Source organism: Dyadobacter sp. CY327, assembly GCF_021390415.1.
GTDB lineage: Bacteria > Bacteroidota > Bacteroidia > Cytophagales > Spirosomataceae > Dyadobacter > Dyadobacter chenhuakuii.
Map to the genome: position 1 here is coordinate 1631939 of NZ_JAJUXJ010000001.1, position 17070 is coordinate 1649008.

Annotated in this window: 11 protein-coding genes, 1 tRNA gene and 1 pseudogene; 6 read left to right on the plus strand and 7 right to left on the minus strand. The window is 48.2% G+C overall.

Annotated elements, in window-relative coordinates; all coding sequences use genetic code 11:
- Nucleotides 1-21: 21 nt before the first annotated feature.
- The 5 genes and pseudogenes from LZG74_RS06880 to LZG74_RS06900 form a co-directional block, all read left to right on the plus strand.
- Nucleotides 22-1044, plus strand: coding sequence for an energy transducer TonB (locus LZG74_RS06880; RefSeq protein WP_233795832.1), 1023 nt, complete (start codon nucleotides 22-24; stop codon nucleotides 1042-1044).
- Between the two features lie 112 nt (nucleotides 1045-1156).
- Complete coding sequence (locus tag LZG74_RS06885) at nucleotides 1157-1684, plus strand: PolC-type DNA polymerase III (protein ID WP_233795833.1); 528 nt, start codon at nucleotides 1157-1159, stop codon at nucleotides 1682-1684.
- 70 nt (nucleotides 1685-1754) lie between these two features.
- Complete coding sequence (locus LZG74_RS06890; RefSeq protein WP_169720042.1) at nucleotides 1755-1931, plus strand: hypothetical protein; 177 nt, start codon at nucleotides 1755-1757, stop codon at nucleotides 1929-1931.
- A gap of 118 nt (nucleotides 1932-2049) precedes the next feature.
- Nucleotides 2050-2123: transfer RNA gene (locus LZG74_RS06895), tRNA-Ala, on the plus strand.
- A 34-nt stretch (nucleotides 2124-2157) separates the two neighbouring features.
- Nucleotides 2158-2326, plus strand: a pseudogene (locus LZG74_RS06900) (transporter); the annotation flags it as partial.
- A gap of 70 nt (nucleotides 2327-2396) precedes the next feature.
- Here the strand turns inward: LZG74_RS06900 and LZG74_RS06905 are convergent.
- The 7 genes from LZG74_RS06905 to LZG74_RS06935 form a co-directional block, all read right to left on the minus strand.
- Nucleotides 2397-3617 carry a polysaccharide deacetylase family protein gene (locus tag LZG74_RS06905; RefSeq protein WP_233795834.1) on the minus strand — a complete coding sequence of 407 codons (1221 nt, stop codon included), beginning with the start codon at nucleotides 3615-3617 and terminating at the stop codon, nucleotides 2397-2399.
- 30 nt (nucleotides 3618-3647) lie between these two features.
- Nucleotides 3648-4961: a neutral/alkaline non-lysosomal ceramidase N-terminal domain-containing protein gene (locus LZG74_RS06910; RefSeq protein ID WP_233795835.1), complete on the minus strand. Its 1314-nt coding sequence runs from the start codon at nucleotides 4959-4961 to the stop codon at nucleotides 3648-3650.
- A 9-nt stretch (nucleotides 4962-4970) separates the two neighbouring features.
- Nucleotides 4971-8003 (minus strand): PVC-type heme-binding CxxCH protein, encoded by a 3033-nt coding sequence (locus tag LZG74_RS06915; RefSeq protein ID WP_233795836.1) that lies wholly within the window; start codon nucleotides 8001-8003, stop codon nucleotides 4971-4973.
- Nucleotides 8004-8043: 40 nt separating this feature from the next.
- On the minus strand, nucleotides 8044-9693 hold the full coding sequence (locus LZG74_RS06920) for a RagB/SusD family nutrient uptake outer membrane protein (RefSeq protein WP_233795837.1): 1650 nt from the start codon (nucleotides 9691-9693) through the stop codon (nucleotides 8044-8046).
- A gap of 21 nt (nucleotides 9694-9714) precedes the next feature.
- The gene (locus LZG74_RS06925; protein WP_233795838.1) at nucleotides 9715-13065 is read right to left on the minus strand and encodes a TonB-dependent receptor; all 3351 of its coding nucleotides are present in this window, start codon (nucleotides 13063-13065) and stop codon (nucleotides 9715-9717) included.
- Between the two features lie 223 nt (nucleotides 13066-13288).
- On the minus strand, nucleotides 13289-14410 hold the full coding sequence (locus LZG74_RS26385) for a FecR family protein (RefSeq protein WP_233795839.1): 1122 nt from the start codon (nucleotides 14408-14410) through the stop codon (nucleotides 13289-13291).
- Nucleotides 14411-14512: 102 nt separating this feature from the next.
- Complete coding sequence (locus LZG74_RS06935; RefSeq protein WP_233795840.1) at nucleotides 14513-15151, minus strand: RNA polymerase sigma factor; 639 nt, start codon at nucleotides 15149-15151, stop codon at nucleotides 14513-14515.
- Between the two features lie 202 nt (nucleotides 15152-15353).
- On the opposite strand from LZG74_RS06935, the gene LZG74_RS06940 reads away from it, so the two are divergent.
- Nucleotides 15354-16883, plus strand: a complete 1530-nt coding sequence (locus LZG74_RS06940) for a SulP family inorganic anion transporter (protein ID WP_233795841.1) — start codon at nucleotides 15354-15356, stop codon at nucleotides 16881-16883.
- Nucleotides 16884-17070 lie beyond the last annotated feature (187 nt).

Here is a 17070-nt window from a genome sequence, read left to right on the forward strand (position 1 = left end):
CATATCTAAACAGATAATCCGATGAAACGCCTTCAGGAAAGTCGCATTGATTTGATTAATAAATATTTGCAATCAAGCAAACTGGATCCGGAACTCCTCCCGGAGATCCTCGACCATTTGGCTTGTGAAGCAGAAGAGCGTCTTTGGGATGGGAGACCGTTTGAGCAGATCTATCATAATATGATGGAAACGGCTGATCGGCAATCGCTCCTGAACCTGAGTGTCGATCACCAAAATCTGTTAGCCATGAAAAAATCATTAAATGACATCGTTTTCGAAGGCCGCAACAAACTTTACGGAGCTTATGATTTAAGAAAAAGTTACGGGCAAACCATCCAGCGCTCCGTGCTGATGGGCGTGACGCTTTTCCTGCTGCTGGTCATGTTTCCCAACTTGTACGCACGTCTGGTGCCGGAGTCAAAGCCGGATGACATTGCGTATATCGTAGAAGCGAACCCGATTGACATTACGCCGGAAATGCTTCCTAAACCACCAGTGAAAGAGGAAGTAGCGCCAATGCCTAAAACGGTCCGTTCGCTGCCGCCGGTAGTTTTGCCGGATGAACAGGTAACGATTGAAAATCTGCCACCAGCCATTCAAGAGCTGGAAAATGCGCAGCCAGCAGAAAAAACGCTGGATGGCTCTGAGGAAATCACGCTAATCATGCCTCCGGCGCCCGAAGTTGCTTCATCCAAGCCGGCCACAGCAGGATTAGAAACAAGAAAAGAAGAAATATTCAGGAGCGTTGAACAAGCGCCTCAATATAAAGGTGGACTGGCGGAAATGGGTGCTTTCCTCCAAAAAAACCTGAGATACCCGGCCCCCGCAGCACAAGCTGGCATTCAGGGAAAGGTATTTGTTGAATTCACCGTTGCATCTGATGGAAAAGTTGAAAATGTAACTGCAATCAAAGGAATTGGGTTTGGCTGTGACGAAGAGGCAGTACGCGTTGTGAAGCTAATGAAAAATTGGGCTCCCGGTAAGCAAGCCGGAGTGCCCGTAAAGGTTCGCTTTACATTGCCTATCAGTTTCCAGCTCAATTAAATGTTGCACACGGCATTGCGTAAATGCCTCCTTGTTATTGAAAAAATCCTCGCTTTGCCGGGGATTTTTTTGTTTTTTTGTAGTCAAATCAAAAAGGGAAGGTAGCAGGTTAATGTACGCGATAGTAGATATTGAAACAACAGGTGGGGGAGGAGCAGCACGCATTACCGAAATTGCCGTTTTCCGGCACGACGGCCAGCAGATAGTCGATATATTCCATTCCCTGATCAATCCCGAGATTTATATCCCGCCATTTATCACCCGCCTTACCGGGATAGATAACGAGATGGTGAAAGATTCGCCTACATTTTATGATGTGCAAGACTCTGTTCGCGCATTGACGAAGGATGCCTGGTTTGTTGCCCACAATGCAAAGTTCGATTATGGTTTTATCAAACGCGAGTTTGGCGCATTGGATGAATATTTCCAGCGCGATTTACTGTGCACCGTTCAGTTGAGCAGGAAAATATTTCCGGGACTGAAATCTTACAGTTTGGGAAATCTGTGCGAAAGTCTGGAAATCAATATTGAAAATCGCCACCGTGCTCACGGTGATGCAGCTGCAACTGTCCAACTATTTGAAAAACTGCTCTTTAACGACCGGAACAGTCTGATCCCTATGGATTTTATGCTTAAATAAGTGCGATAGGACCGTTTGGAATGATTCTTTAGATAAATGATGGAAAGTACCAACCTAAATTTACCGTCACATGAAAGCATACATCAACTTCCTCATCGTTTTGCTATTAACCGTTACACTTACAAGCTGTGAAGTTGTTGGCGGCATTTTTAAAGGTGGCGTCTGGACGGGTGTCATTCTCGTGGTTGCCGTAATTGCAATCGTAATTTGGGCATTGTCAAAAGCATTCGGAGGCGGTAGGAGGTAATTTATCACTTCGCACTGACCTTTCTGCCAAAAGATAAAGTTTGCTGCAAGCTTGCTTATAAGCTTTCTCCGTTTCATCTTTGCACTCCCTTCAACGGAGGGGAATTCATACTTGAAATGGGGGATTAGCTCAGTTGGCTAGAGCGCTTGCATGGCATGCAAGAGGTCGTCGGTTCGAATCCGATATTCTCCACATTCACATTCAGCCACTTACAATTAGATTGTAGGTGGCTTTTTTATTTAAGTGGTATCACAACCTGAAATACCTCGTGGTAGCCTTATTTTTCGGAGTGCTTTGTGAAAGCCGAAGTGATCAGCTGGTTCCGTATCCAGGAAATGTCCCGGCTTCAGACATTTCATATGTACGGCATTATCGGCAGCGCTGTTGATGCAGGCACCTGGGTTTATGCAGGTTCAGGGATCATTTGCCGCATTAGGTCTGTGATCTTTTAAATCCAATTGATTATCATTTGACCGGCACGAGCTCGATGGCTCGGAGATCCAGCAATGCACCTTTGGAAAACTGGGAACCTGGTTTGAATACCAGCTTTTGTTTACCGGCGGCTAGCTTCAGTTGTCCTAACGTTTCTTTTTTGAAGGTTTCCCATGACCCCGTTTTTCCCACCTTACCTGCATATTTGGCGCTGCCGGCTTCTATCACAAATGGCTTACCGGCCTCCGTGTCATCCACCGACCATTCCATTTGAATTTCGTATTTACCGGCATTGGTTATGTCCACATCCCATTCCACCCGATCCGCCGCTGTAAACCATCCAAACGCTTTCCACTCAGGCATATACTGGATTTTTGGTCCTAATCCTTTCCCGGTGTTTGCATTCAAAACAATTTTCCCATCGGTTTGTGGCCCCACCATTTCGGGAATGTTGATCGTATCGCGGGCAGCCTTTACATATGCGGCAACTTCTCCTACGGGTGCGATCCAAATGCCGTTTGCCGGATCTTTGGCATAAGCGCAAAGTTGGCGGAGCACATCAAGCCGCGTGGTTTGCGCACCGGATGCAGCCGTTTCATGTCCCGCAAGCACGAGCCACTGGCCGTTTTTGGCGGCGTCTTTAATGATCGTTAAGATCTGCTCAAAGCTCTTTCCATCCGTTTCCATACCCGTAAGCTGCGCCATATCGCAATAGGTGGGGTCTACGGGCGCTTCATCCAGCCACGTGCGTCCGGATACAAACAATTCCGAGATCAAGGGAACAAAGCTCTGCGTATTTTTTCCACGTCCGAGCGAAGTCTGGCCGCAGGGGTAGGCGTATACGGTGGGCGTTACGCCGAGCATATCTTTCAGCTGTCGGTTTGTTTCAATGAGTTCCTCACGCATTTTTTCCAGTGTGTAATCTTCCAGGGGATTTTTTCTTGCCCAGACAAAATTACCGCTGCAAGCATGGTTAATCGAGTGGTTTCCTATTTCGTGCCCGCTGGCAACTGCCTTTTTCCACCCTTCCAACCGTTGTTTTGCATTATTTGGAACCAGGTAAAAGGTTGCTTTCACATCGTATTCGTTTAGTAGCGCCGTTCCTTCATCCACATTGCTCAGCCGGGCATCGTCGAAGCTCAGGCTGATCGCCATTCGTTTTCCTTCCGGCCATTTAAAAGGTTTATTTTGGGCTAATACGGGTTCTGTATAAAAGCAGAATAGTGTTATGATTGGAATTATTAAATGCTTCATATTTTAATATTAAAGGTTCTGAATGAATGGTTAATGTCCGCTGCGCATATCGCCCTGCAGGTAATTGACTACCGCTTCGGTCAGCGATTTTGCAGCACCTGGCGCGTAGGGAGAAACAGTGGGTTCATAGCCGCCGTATTGTAATTCTTCCTCTGCCAGCAAATAACCCAGCCAGCCATTAGTATATCCAAAATAGAAAGTATACGGAAATGGCGAGCGATCGCGTACTTCATTCGAGATTTCGCAGAACAGTTCAAGCGGTGCACTCCAAATGGCCACGTCGTCATTTACTTTAAGAAAACGGACCGGCAACCGGATCATATTTACACCTGCCTTGGTAGTCCGCGTATAATTTCTCAGATCATCGGGCCAGCCCAGACCTTCTTTTCGTGGGATTTCTACGATAGTGCCAGCCGCTTTGAGCGTCACCTGATTGGAAGTTGCAGTAATGGTTTTGCTGGCGTCAATGATCTTTTCACCCAGCATAGCTTTGAACTGGTTCAAACGTCCCGCTGCCGGGCTTGGGTAAACGCTGTAAATCGGGGCGATGTTTCCGGCTGCGCCATTAATATATAGCAATGGAGCGCCGGTTTTTTGTTCCACATATTCCGACACAATTCCCGGGCCGTCGCCGCTGATCAGCAGGTTTTCTCCGCTCATGACGGTCCCATGCATAGCGTAATTTGCGATCAGTGCAAGCAGGCTGCCGTCGGTTTTCTCCAGGCGAAGCAACCCGATGCGGCGGTCAACCGGGCCGTCCGGGTTCATACCCAGGCTTGTTTTCCCCTCGATGCTCCTGGCGCGGCGATTGATATTGGCATTCGATGATCCCCAGCCGGTTCCAAGCTTTGCGGGAGCCAGGTTTTTCTTCGCTTCTACCATTCCATCAACGATCTTTTGTTCCACCAGATCGGTATACTGCGCATCAAATTCATGCTTGTAGCGATCTCCTAGAAATACGGAAGGCAAGCCAGCCGGGCCTACTTCCGGCGCCGAATGCGTGTGCGTTGCTGCCCACCAAACCTGCATCGGCGTAATGCCTAACTGCTTTTGCAGCCTGGCCGTCAGCTTGTCGTATTGGGAAGGCGAGATGAGACATATATCGGTAGAAATAATGTAAAACTGCGTCTTGCCGTCATCCATAGCCACAATGCGGTGATAGATCTTATCGTGCACACCGGTGGATTTACGCGCCTGGTAACCCAATAGTTGCTGCGAATTATCCGGTGTTATATCAACTTTCACCACCGAGGCCCGGAAGTTTTGAGCAAAAGCAGCATTTGTAAAAACAATATGGGCAAGAATAATGCAAACGGGTAAAAAACGCATTGTTAAGTATCGCATAAGGGTCTTTTATTTGGGTTGTTTAATATAGGCTAGCAAATCTGCCATCGCCTGCTGGTCAATTTCAGCTTCCAGTCCTGCGGGCATGCTCGACATGCCCAGTGCTTTGAGTGATTTGATATCCTTCCGGGCAATCACGGTTTTCTGCCCGCCGTAATTGCTTACTGTAATCGCAGTAGGCGTTTCGTTAGCGATCAATCCCTGCACGGATTCACCCGCTTTTAATTCAATGATCCAGATATCGTAACCATCGGCAATCGAAAGATTGGGGTCCAGGATATCGCCCACAATGGACTCGGGGCGCCGGTTGCGGATCGTACCCAGGTCCGGACCGAAAGCCACACCTTCGCTACCGCCGATCTGGTGACATACAGAGCAATTTTTCTGATAGACCAGCTTTCCGGAAGATGCGTTACCAGTGAGGCTCAATGCTTCATTGTATTTTTTAATAATGCCTTGCCGGGCGTCATCTTTCTTCGTCAGCAACGCCCTCGACCGGTTTCTCAGCGCTTCGTTACCTTGCGCCATAAGCCCGACACTACGTGGCCATCCGATACTTTCCTGATGGATTTTACCTGATTCCACACCGTCAAGCAGCAATTTGATACGCTTGTCATTAACCATAAAAGTACTGATAGCCGCATCCCGGAGGTCGGGGGTGAGTGATGGCCAGTTTTCGAGCAAAAAACGGCTTACCGTTTCATCAGGGATAGCGCTCAGGGTTTTTAATGCGGTCAGCTGAATGGCACGGGGCTCATGGGGTGCGACCAGCTTTTTCAGGATCTGTTCATACTTTGCCGGGTTGTCCAGAGACAAGAACTGGATCGCATCATTTCGCCTTTCGGGCGCGGCATTGGGGTCGGCTGCAAGTTTGGCAGACCGCTGCATAGCCAGCACCGATTCGTTGCTTTGTGGTAAACCGGTTGTTTTTAACAAGCGTAAGCTTGCTTCGCGTAAAGCCGCCGACGGGTTGGATAACGCGGCCTGCAATAGCATCGTTTTCGTGTCTTTCAGTGCGCCGGGATCCTTCGGTTTCTTCATACTTTGCGCCAGACCGTGCAATACAGCAGGACGCCAGTCGGCTTTCAGCAATGGTTTGCCTTTGTATGCGTCATTTGTCAATGCATTTCTGACCAGCTTTTTAATCGCAGCTGTATCACCGCTGGTGCCCGCCATGGTGCTCAGTCGCTCCACAAGCGAAGCATAAGCCGGGATTGCTGGTTTGTAATTCTTCAATACCGCATCCATTAGCACACCTTTTCCGGACGTAGGAGCTGACAATGCAGCAATTTGTACCCAGGGATCATTCAAATCTCTGAACAAAATAGCCTGGCGCACCTCCGCAGCCTGCGGTGTATCTACAAAGCCCAGTGTAGCGAGGAGCTGAAACCGCACTTTTGCATTAGCATCGTTTTTCATATTCAGCAGCTTTTCCGAAAGCTCCGGAGATTGCTGCAAATGGAGTTCTGCCAGCCTGACCGCGTTTTCTCTCACTCCCGCTTCTTTGTCCTGTAATGCATGGATAATAGTCTTGGTGCCCAGTTTGTTTAATCCTTCCAATGTCCAGAGTGCATGCAATCTGCCTGCCGGGGATGCTGCGTTAGAAGCCATTTTTTCCAAAGCGGGTAAAGCATGCTCAGGGTTTCTGTCCAGCAGCAATCGCTGCGCGTTTCTTCTCCACCAGATATTAGGGTTGGCAAGCTGCTGCACCAGCTCATCGTCCGGGGCGTCGCCAAGTTTCAGGTTTTTGGTCCAGGAAGCTTTTGCGGTTCCTTTTGGTGTAATACGATAAATCCTGCCTTTATCTACACCATTGTACAATGCGCCGGATTTGATCACATCATCGGCCATCCACTCAGGATGCTCAATGATCTGCCGGTAATAATCCACCACATACAAAGCACCATCGGGACCAATGTACATATTCACAGGCCTGAACCAGGGATCTGTCGAGGCAAGAAATTCCTTATCCTTATATAGGCGGCTGGCCGTGAAACTGGCGCCTTTGTCTCGGATGATATCTGCATGAACAATGTTACTGACCGGCTCGGCTACCAGCGTGACGCTGTCGAAAGGAGCGGGGAAAAGTCCTCCCTGGTAACTGGTAATGCCGCAGGCAGAGGTAAAAACGCCCACGTCGGTCAGCAACTGGTGTAATGGGTTTTTGGTGATGGGAAACACTTCCGACGAATGATCAGAAATGCTTTGCGTTACGTTCGATACCAGCAGGTCGGGATTGCGGTTCAGATAGCGGGCAGCGATCACTTCGTGGTAACCGGGGTTAGCATTGCTCACCAGGAGGTAACGGCCCCATTTGTCGAAGGTATGGCCAAACTGGGTATAGCTGGAAAGGATCTCAATGTCTTTTCTATCCGGATTAAAACGGACGCTGCGCCCCAATGCATTTTGTGGCAACGTTTTACCGCCTTTTTCTTTCGGGTAAAGAATCTCGCCGCCCCGGTCGCCAAACTCTTCCTGAAAAACCTTGGCGGTAACAGCTGGTTCATGTCCCAGGTAAATCCAGTTATCAATGCCCAGCAGCGGGTTATTGAAGTTATGCTGCGGGTTCGACATAGCGAACCCTGTCAGCAAAGTGTCGCGGATGTCCGACTTGCCATCGCCATCCCGGTCTTCCAGGTAAAGCACATTAGGGGGATCCGTGACCAATATTCCCTTTTTCCAGCGCATAATACCCGTTGGAAGCACCAGTCCCTCTGCAAAAATGGTCGTTTTGTCCATCTTACCATCTCCGTCCGCATCTTCCAGGATCCGCACTTTTCCTGTTCCGCTTTTATCCAAAGGATACCCGTGCATTTCAACCACATACATACGGCCATATTCATCAATTTCCATGGCCACCGGATCGGATAGCAGCGGCTCGCTGGCCACAAGCTCGATCTGAAAATTGTCGGGCAACTGAAATGTGGCCAACGCCTTTTCCGGCGGCACTTCGCGGGCAACAGGTTTAGTGCGTAAGCCTGCGGTTGTCACAAGCAGCAAACACGGCAGTATGCAAGCGCCAAGCAATTTTGAAATAGTCATTATAGCAATCTATTTGAATGAGTACTGACCTTATCCTGTCCTAGTAATTAGGGTTTTGGGTCAGCTTTGAATTTCTGTCAATAGCATTCTGCGGAATAGGGAATACGTAGTTTTTATTGGCAAAAAATGCTCTCGCACCTTCCGGCGCAGGCACGACTTTGTATACCCACTTTCCTCCAGTCTGTTCGATCACCATGGCATGAACCGTACCATTCAGATTTTTCTCAGCCAGTTTCAAACGCATCAGGTCGTACCATCTTTTCTCCTCAAAAGCCAGTTCTACCCGTCGCTCCCGGTGGATCGCCGTGCGCATTTGCGCCTGGGTAAGTCCTGCTTTCAATGCTGGAAGCTCAGCTCGTTTTCTAACCGCGTTAATGGCTTCATATACAGATACATCGGGCCCTACTGCTTCATTCTGTGCTTCTGCATAGCTCAGCAGCACCTCCGCCAAGCGGAATATCACAAAATTTGCGCTACTTAGCTTGTGATCTCCGTTGACTGCATATTTTGGATCAAGCCCTTTTTTGAGATAATAGCCGGTGTTCGTTGCTTCATTTGTATTACTCAAATCTGTCGCATTCCGACTGCCGACACCCTGTTTCATGACCATTTCCTTGTCCAGCCACAATGCGCCATCATAGATAACAGACTGATAAAAGCGCTTTTCCCGATTGACATAAGGTTTTTGGGGATCATAACCAGAAGCGGGATCGGAGATAGGCAGACCATTTGCCATTGCGTACTCATCCACCAACTCCTGCGTAGGATTCACGCCGCCGTAAGCAAACTGGATCCCGCCCACGATCCAGGGCCCGTACAGTCCTTCTTTACCCGCCCCCAGGGAAGTGCCGCCAAGATATTGTTTGGCAAAAATGACTTCACTGTTGTTGTTATTGGCTTCCAATAACATGGTTTCATAGTTCGGAAACAGGGTGTAGGCAGCAAGGTCAATCACCTGTTTATTGGTTTTTGCGGCCTGCAACCATTTTGCTTTGTCGTTTGAAGGATTATAAAGCGCACTTGCCTGGTATAGCTCGCAAAAACCCTGCAAGGTTAATGCTGCCCCTTTTGAAGCGCGGCCGGCTTCGGCAGTTAGGGGCAGATCATTGGCAATAGCCGCACATTCGCTGACAATGAACTGGTAAGTTTCCTCCGCTGTATTTCGTGCGCGGAAAATCTCATCGTCCTGCTCGCTCTGGTTCAGTACATCGGTGATAATGGGAACACCGCCGTGATTGGTCCATAAAAGCATATAATAGTAAGCCCGCACAAACCTTGCCTCTGCCAACCTCAATTTCTTCCAGTCATCGGCAAGTGGCGATGCCGTAGCTTTGGAAATGAACAGGTTGGCGGCCCGGATGCTGTTATACAAATTCCAGACATTGGGGGTGTTACTCGGGGTATAAACGGAATTTGCGTAAAGTGTCCGGCTTGCCGTTCCATTCACGCCGTTCATCGCATTATCGGTGAAATTTTCACCCGGATCATATGTGTTAAACGGGCCGGGCAAACCGGAGTAAACATTGTTAAGAAAAAGGTCGGCATTGCCTGTCGTTTGCCAAAGGGTAGCGTCAGAAACCTGTTCCCTGGATTCAACTTCCAGGAATTTGGAGCAGGACAGTTGTGTCAGAAAAAGGCAGATTAACAGACACTTGCCACTATAATTACGTATAATCTCGATGTTTATCATGATATGGTGATTTAGCGGGTTTTAAAACGTAATGTTCAGACCAATTGAAGTCACTTTTTGCTGCGGATAACCACGGCCCAGGTTATTTCCTATTTCAGGATCAAAATTGCGCAGAGGCGTCCAGGTAAACAGGTTCTGCGCAGATACATATACCCGGGCACTCTGGGTCCTGATTTTTTTGGTTACCGCAGCCGGAATGTTGTAGGAAAAGGTGACCGTTTTTAGCCGGAGATATTTTGCATTGCCCATCCAAAAACTCGACCGCTGTGTGTTATTGGTGGTTGGAGCAGCTGTGATCCGCGGATTGCTGGCATTGCGGTTCTCGGGCGTCCAGTAATCCATGTGGTTTGCGAATGCACCCATTCCGTTAAAAAAGGCCCATCCTGCATCCAGATCGTAATAAAAGTTGGTTTTGCCCGCGCCCTGAAAGAGCATGTCCAGATTAAAGTTTTTGTATTTGACACCAGGAGAAATTCCGTAAATAATGCGCGGACTTGCAACGGGATCGCCGATGGTTGTGATGTCATTGTCATTGATACGCCCATCGCCGTCGAGGTCTTCGTACCGGATATCTCCCGGCTGCACTTTGCCCCAGGGCTGAACTGCAATTCCCGGTTTGAGCGCGCCCGCGTCATCAAAATCCTCCACCTGAAAAAAGCCCAGGGAGTGGAAACCGAACTGTGTGCCCAGCGGCCGGCCGGTCAGCCTTCTATTGGGGTTATTGAAAGTAGTAGCTGTTTCAAACACCTGTAATACTTTGTTCTTAGCATAAGTCAGGTTTCCTGAAAGTGATATTTGCAGATCGTTGGAAACGCGGTAATTGGATCCCAGCGAGAGGTCGAAACCACGGTTGTCCATGATCCCGTCGTTGACCTGGCTCAGCCCGATGCCGTATTCCAGCGGAAGGACCACATCTGGGTTGACGAGCATATTAGAACGTTTTTCGTAGAAATAATCCACTTCAAAATTCAAAAGCCCCCGCCACAATGTCCCTTCCAGACCAATGTCGGTTTTTCTGGCCCTTTCCCAGGTAATATTCGGATTGGCCTGATTGCGCTCGCGAACGGCTTGTACCGCGCCTCCGCCAATCACATATGCCGGGCCAACCACATTGTATGTACTGAGATACTGGAAAGGGCTTCCGGCAAGTGCGCCAACTTCTCCATAAGAGGCCCTCACTTTAAGGTTGTCCAGCCAGCGCACTTTTCCTTTCAAAAACGGCTCCTCCGACAGCCTCCAACCCGCTGAGAATGCCGGGAAAAAGCCGAACCTTTGTTCAGGTGAAAAAAAGTAGCTTCCATCGTAGCGACCGCTTGCTTCAAGTAAATATTTATCTGCATAATCGTAAGTGACACGATAAACCACGCCCACTTGCCTCGCTGAACTGGAAGTCCCGCTGGTGGTCATATCCGCATTACTGCTACTACCCATATTGATCTCGTCGATCGCGAGATTGTAGTTCCTGCGAGTCGCAGCAAGGGTCATGAACTCGTTTGCTTTTGCTTCAAATAAACCCAAAACCCCAATGTTGTTTTTTCCGAAAGAGCGGTTGTAGTTCAGGCCGGCCTGATAGGTGAGCTGGTGATTTTTCGCCGTGCTCATGTTCAGTGACGGTTTCGTCTGACCAAAAATACCATCGGTGATCACATAGGGTTTCTGAGAAGTATTGATAGACGCCAGATGCACGGGTAACGTCCAGAGTTTACTCATTTCAGTCGTAGGATCGTAGGCAATGGTGCCTTTCAAGCTCAGTCCTTCAATAAATGGGATCTGCTGCTCTATGGAAAGTTGCGTGTAAATGCTGGTGGTATTATCCCGCTGGTATCCGCTGTTCAGAATGCTGCCAGTCACATAGGAACCGTTCATTCCATTGCTGAAAAACAGCGGCCCGTTCTGCGGATGGGCATAATGCAGCAGCTCGAAAATCCGCGCGGTATTAATGGATGGGTAAAGCGATTTTTGTACCCGGCCATTAAGGTTCAGGGAAATTTTGGTAGAGTTTGTTACGTTCGCGTCCAGGTTTAATGCAAGATTGTACCGGTTGTTGTTGGTTGCGTGCCACATACCAGCCTGATGCTGATAACCCACACTGGCATAATACGATACACGTTCGGCTCCGCCCGAAAGCTCAATGTTATGCGTCGTGATTACTGCATTCCGGGCGATGAGCTCTTTACGTACGTCATGGTTCGGATATTTGTCGGTATCCGATCCGTCAATGAATTTTTGCAGCTCTTCATCTGTATAAGGTTTCGGCAGACCGGCCGATTCGGCAGCTGCATTTTTTAGTAAGCCAAACTGGTGCGCACTTGCATAGTCGGGTAGGACAGTCGGGTTTTGAAAACCTACATAACCATTGTATGTAAGGCTTGGCGTGCCTTTTTTTCCTCGTTTAGTAGTCACAAGCACAACCCCATTTGCACCGGCAACACCGTAGGGAGCCACGGCAGCGGCATCTTTCAAAATCGTGAAGGATTCGATCGTATTGGGATCTAAATGCTGGAAGTTTCTAGGGATATTATCAACGATCAGAAGCGGCTGATTGGCCCCGGTAGAAGAGATGCCGCGGATGAATATGCTGGATCCGTCGCGTCCGGGCTCTCCCGAACCCTGTTTTACAATCACACCAGACAGCCGCCCTCCCAGACTGTTGCTTAAATTCGTGATCGGAATATCGCCTACTTCTTCACCTTTCAATGTAGAAACTGCCGCGGTTACGGATGTTTTCTTTTGTACTCCATAACCCACCACCACCATTTCGGTCAGCGATTTGATATCTGCTGTAAGTTGAATATCAATGCTGCTTTTGTCTGCGGCCACTTCCTGACTGGTGTATCCAACAAAGCTGAAAATGAGGGAAACCGGGCCATCCGGTACGGTCAGTTTGTAATAGCCGTCGTTGTCCGTGGTGGTTCCCTGCGTGCGTCCTTTGATCATAATGCTCACGCCCGGCAGCGCATCACCCTTATCATCGGTCACGCGGCCGTTTATCGATTTATCGATCGGAGCGGACGAGCCGGGATTATTTTCTTTCGTAGGTTTAAGCATTTGGGGAGCATAGCTGAGCACAATCTGCTTGCCGGTTACATCGTAGGAAATCTGTAAAGGCGTGAGCAGTTGTTTGAGCACTTCGCCCAGCGTAGCGTCTTTTACAGTGATACTGACCATCCTGCCGGATTCGATAACCTGGGGACTATACGAAAAGTGTACATCAGCCGATTTTTCAATCTCTTTGAGCACCATTTTCATCTTTTTCTCTTTCAGGTCCAGCGAAAGCCGCTGGTTGAGCAACTCCTGCGCCGACAGGTCATTTGCCCAGGAAACACCAAAAAATGCGCATAGCAGCAGTATTTGCACCAACGAGATTTTCATACATAGGAATAGTAAATTTCTGGCATGTTCCATATTTTTGATTGTTTGTTCGTAATGATTGAAAAGTTCGGACAAAGGATTCCCCGTCAGTCTGGCAAGGCTGTTATCGAAGGAATTCCGGCCAACGATGGAGCAAGCATCGTTGGCTAATTTTTGCGGCGGTAGTTTATGTGTTTCCTTTCATAGGGCGGTGATTTAGGATTAGGGTTTAGGAATAAGGTATTCAAATCTCTTTGCAGCCTTTGGAAGTGATAATGATCTGCGCATCCACAATCTCATAAGTAGCGCCGATAGACCGGCAAATAATGTCCAGCTTGCCACGCAGGGGCTCCTCGCTCAGATTTGCAGTAAGCTCGCAGCTTTGGAGTAATTCGTCACTAAAGACAATATCAACACCGTAAGCCATTTCAATTTCTTCCAAAACCCTTAACACCGGGGTTTCATCATACACAAATGCGCTGACAGGTGCAGCCGGGAGTAATGCAGGACTTTCAACCAGTGCTTTGTTGAACTGTTCGCCAGTCCGTTTGAACACGACCTGCTGGTTGGGCAAGAGCAGCACGCCCGCTTTTTCTGAATGCTGTCGCGAGCTGTTACTGTATTCTTTTTCCTGATAAACAGAAACTTGGCCGCTCTGTACTTTCACGATTACATCCGCGTCTTTTTCAAAAGCACTTACTTCGAAGCGCGTGCCGAGTACTTTGGTTATAATTTCATTGGCATATACCAAAAACGGCCGCTCCGGATTTTTACGAACGTCAAAAACCGCTTTGCCCGACAAGTATACATTGCGGTTCTCATTGTTGTAGGCGCTTGAATAGCTCATCTTACTGGCAGGAAACAGGAGCACGGAACTGCTGTCGGGCAGGTAGAATATTTGCGGCTCAGAAAGTGAGTTAACTTTTTCAATGCGCGTATCCTGTAATTGGGAAACCTGCTTCTGATACATGGAACCTGCTGCATCATGCTGCCATACAAACCAGTAACCTGCGGCCAGAATAGCCAGCACCACGCATGCGGCCAACAGGCGGCTATGTTGCCAGCTTACCATCGGAACGACCTTTTCCCGGTCCGGCTGCGCGGAGCGATTGGTCGCCCAGATTCTTTGAAGCAACTCTTCTTCTGCTTCTTCCGAAAGATAAATGCGTGTGTAGTCCTTTAATCCAAGCAGGACTGCTTCTACCAGCTTACGGGCTTCCTCCCAATCTGTTGCTTGTCCCGGATTATCGCGCAGCCAATTGTACCAAAACAGATCGGATTCAGGGCTTGGTAACAAATAGTGCCGCAGGAAGGCATCATCTATCGCCAGGTCAATTACGCTGAAATTTGTGTAGTCTTTAATCACATTACTGCCTGTTATTTATCAGTATATAACAAAACAGCTATGATCATACTCACTTGCCATTGAAAAAAAGTAAAAAATTTGCAAATGCAGAATAAAATATGGCTATTTCAGCCACTCACGAAGTTTTTGGACAGCACGGTGGACGAGGTTCTGCGCCGATTGCCGGTTCACAGAAAGGATGTTTCCTATTTCCTGATAATCCATATTTTCGGTGTAACGAAGTCTGATCGCCTCCTGCTGGCGATGCGGCAGCAGTGCGACCAGCCTGCGCATCAGCTCCTGCCGGTTTTCAGCTTCTTCTTTTTCGGCATACACTTCGTCCGTGGAAGGCTCGGACCACAGATCGTCTAAATCTGCCTGTGTAATCGGCGAATGTGATTTTTCCTGCCGTTTTAATAGATGAATTATTCTGATTTTTAATGCTTTGAGCAGATAGTGACGAATGTGTTCAGGAAGAGAAAGCCGCTCCCTTTTTATCCAGATCTCGGTGAAAACATCATGAATGCAGTCCAGCACAAAAGCTTCTGAAACCGGCACCAGGCTCATCCCGTAACGATACAGGGCCTTCACATGCAGCCGGTAAAGGTGGGTGTAGGCATCCTCGCTGCCCGACTGAAATGCTTTCCATAACTCCTGTTCATCAACATTTCCGTCCATCGGCTGGCTTAGCATTAGAAGATTGGATATTCTGAAGGCTTTAAGTAAGTCGAAAGGCCTGCCGTAACGTCTTTTACTTAGCATTGTATTGAATATAGCCGCCTATGGGTTGCAATGGGCCAGCTTTTCTGTGGTTTAAAAGTGGGCTCCATCATCATTTATGAAGATCTTCCTTATACTTTTGCTGTTGCTACGCAACGCTGTTCGCGGGAAGTTGTCAGGTGGTTCGGGCTGCAATGATGGGCTGGCTCAGCTCCTGAAACAGAATGATATAATAAATCTATAAATGAAAAGCTTCTTTAATCTGTTCGATTTCAAGCAGAAAGTAAATTATAAAAATGAAATTTTAGCCGGACTGACCGTCGCGATGACGATGATGCCGGAATCGCTTTCTTTTGCTATTCTGGCTGGTTTTTCACCTTTGGTCGGGCTTTATGCAGCATTCATTATGGGCCTGGTCACGTCCATTTTCGGCGGCCGGCCGGGCTTGATTTCGGGCGGAGCGGGAGCCACGGTGATTGTATTGATCGCGCTTATGCAATCGCACGGGGTGGAATATGTGTTTGCAGCGGTGGCGTTGGCCGGGGTTTTTCAAATCCTGGTCGGAATATTCAAGTTCGGGAAGTTTGTGCGGTTGGTGCCGCAGCCGGTCATGTATGGCTTTGTGAATGGTTTGGCAGTGGTCATTTTTATGTCGCAGCTGGAACAGTTCAAAACGGTTGTAAATGGTGAAACTACCTGGTTAGCAGGTGCGCCGTTACTGGTTATGGCTGGTTTGGTGGCGCTTACGATCGGCATTATTATCATTTTTCCAAAACTTACGAAGGCAGTTCCGCCTTCACTGGTTGCGATCATTATCGTATCCCTCGTTGTCCTGGGATTGGGAATTGAAACCAAAACAGTGCGCGACATTGCGTCCGTAAGCGGCGGGTTTCCTCCCTTTCACATTCCGGACATCCGGCTCAATTTCTCGACATTACAGATTATTTTTCCCTATGCCCTGGTCATGGGTGCGGTGGGGCTTACCGAAGGACTTCTCACATTGAATCTGGTGGACGAAATAACCGGGACGCGGGGTGACGGAAACAGAGAATGCATCGCACAGGGGAGTGCAAATATTTTAAATGGTTTTTTCACCGGAATGGGTGGATGCCCCATGATCGCGCAAACGCTGGTCAATCTTTCGGCAGGCGCAAGGGCCAGATTATCAGGTATTATCGCTTCACTGACCATTCTTATGATCATTCTTTTCGGTGCGCCTGTCATTGAACTCGTTCCCATGGCCGCCCTTACGGGTGTCATGTTCATGGTTGCGATAGGGACTTTCGAGTGGGTGAGTTTCAGGATTATTAATAAAATGCCCAAGCAGGATGTGTTTGTAGGGATACTGGTTGCGGCGATCACGATTTACCTGCATAATCTCGCCCTGGCTGTCCTCATTGGCGTCATTATTTCGGCATTGGTATTTGCCTGGGAGAGTGCCAAACGTATCCGCGCCCAAAAAATGACCGATGAAAACGGCGTCAAACATTATAAAATCTATGGCCCGCTGTTTTTCGGATCGGTAACTGCATTTTCCGAGAAGTTCGACATTGCTAGTGATCCGGAAAAAGTAATTATTGATTTCTCTGAAAGCCGGGTTGCAGATATGTCTGGCATTGAAGCGCTTAATAAGATCACTGAAAAGTATCAGAAAGCAGGCAAAAAAGTCCATCTGACCCATCTGAGCCCTGATTGTCGCAGGTTATTGGCCAACGCACAGGATGTAATCGAAGTAAATATCGTCGACGACCCTAACTACCACGTAGCGCTCTGAGGGGCGGAAGCCATTAGCATTCCCCAATTCTTCAACTCCAATCCCTGCCGAAAAAAGGAAGAAGTGTTTACGACACTACTTCTTCCTATATTTAATACAAAATAATTCGACATTGTTAGCTTCACTCTTCGTTTAACATTTGCATATTGAAATAATAAATTCAAAATCAAGCCCCGGCGTGTTGCAC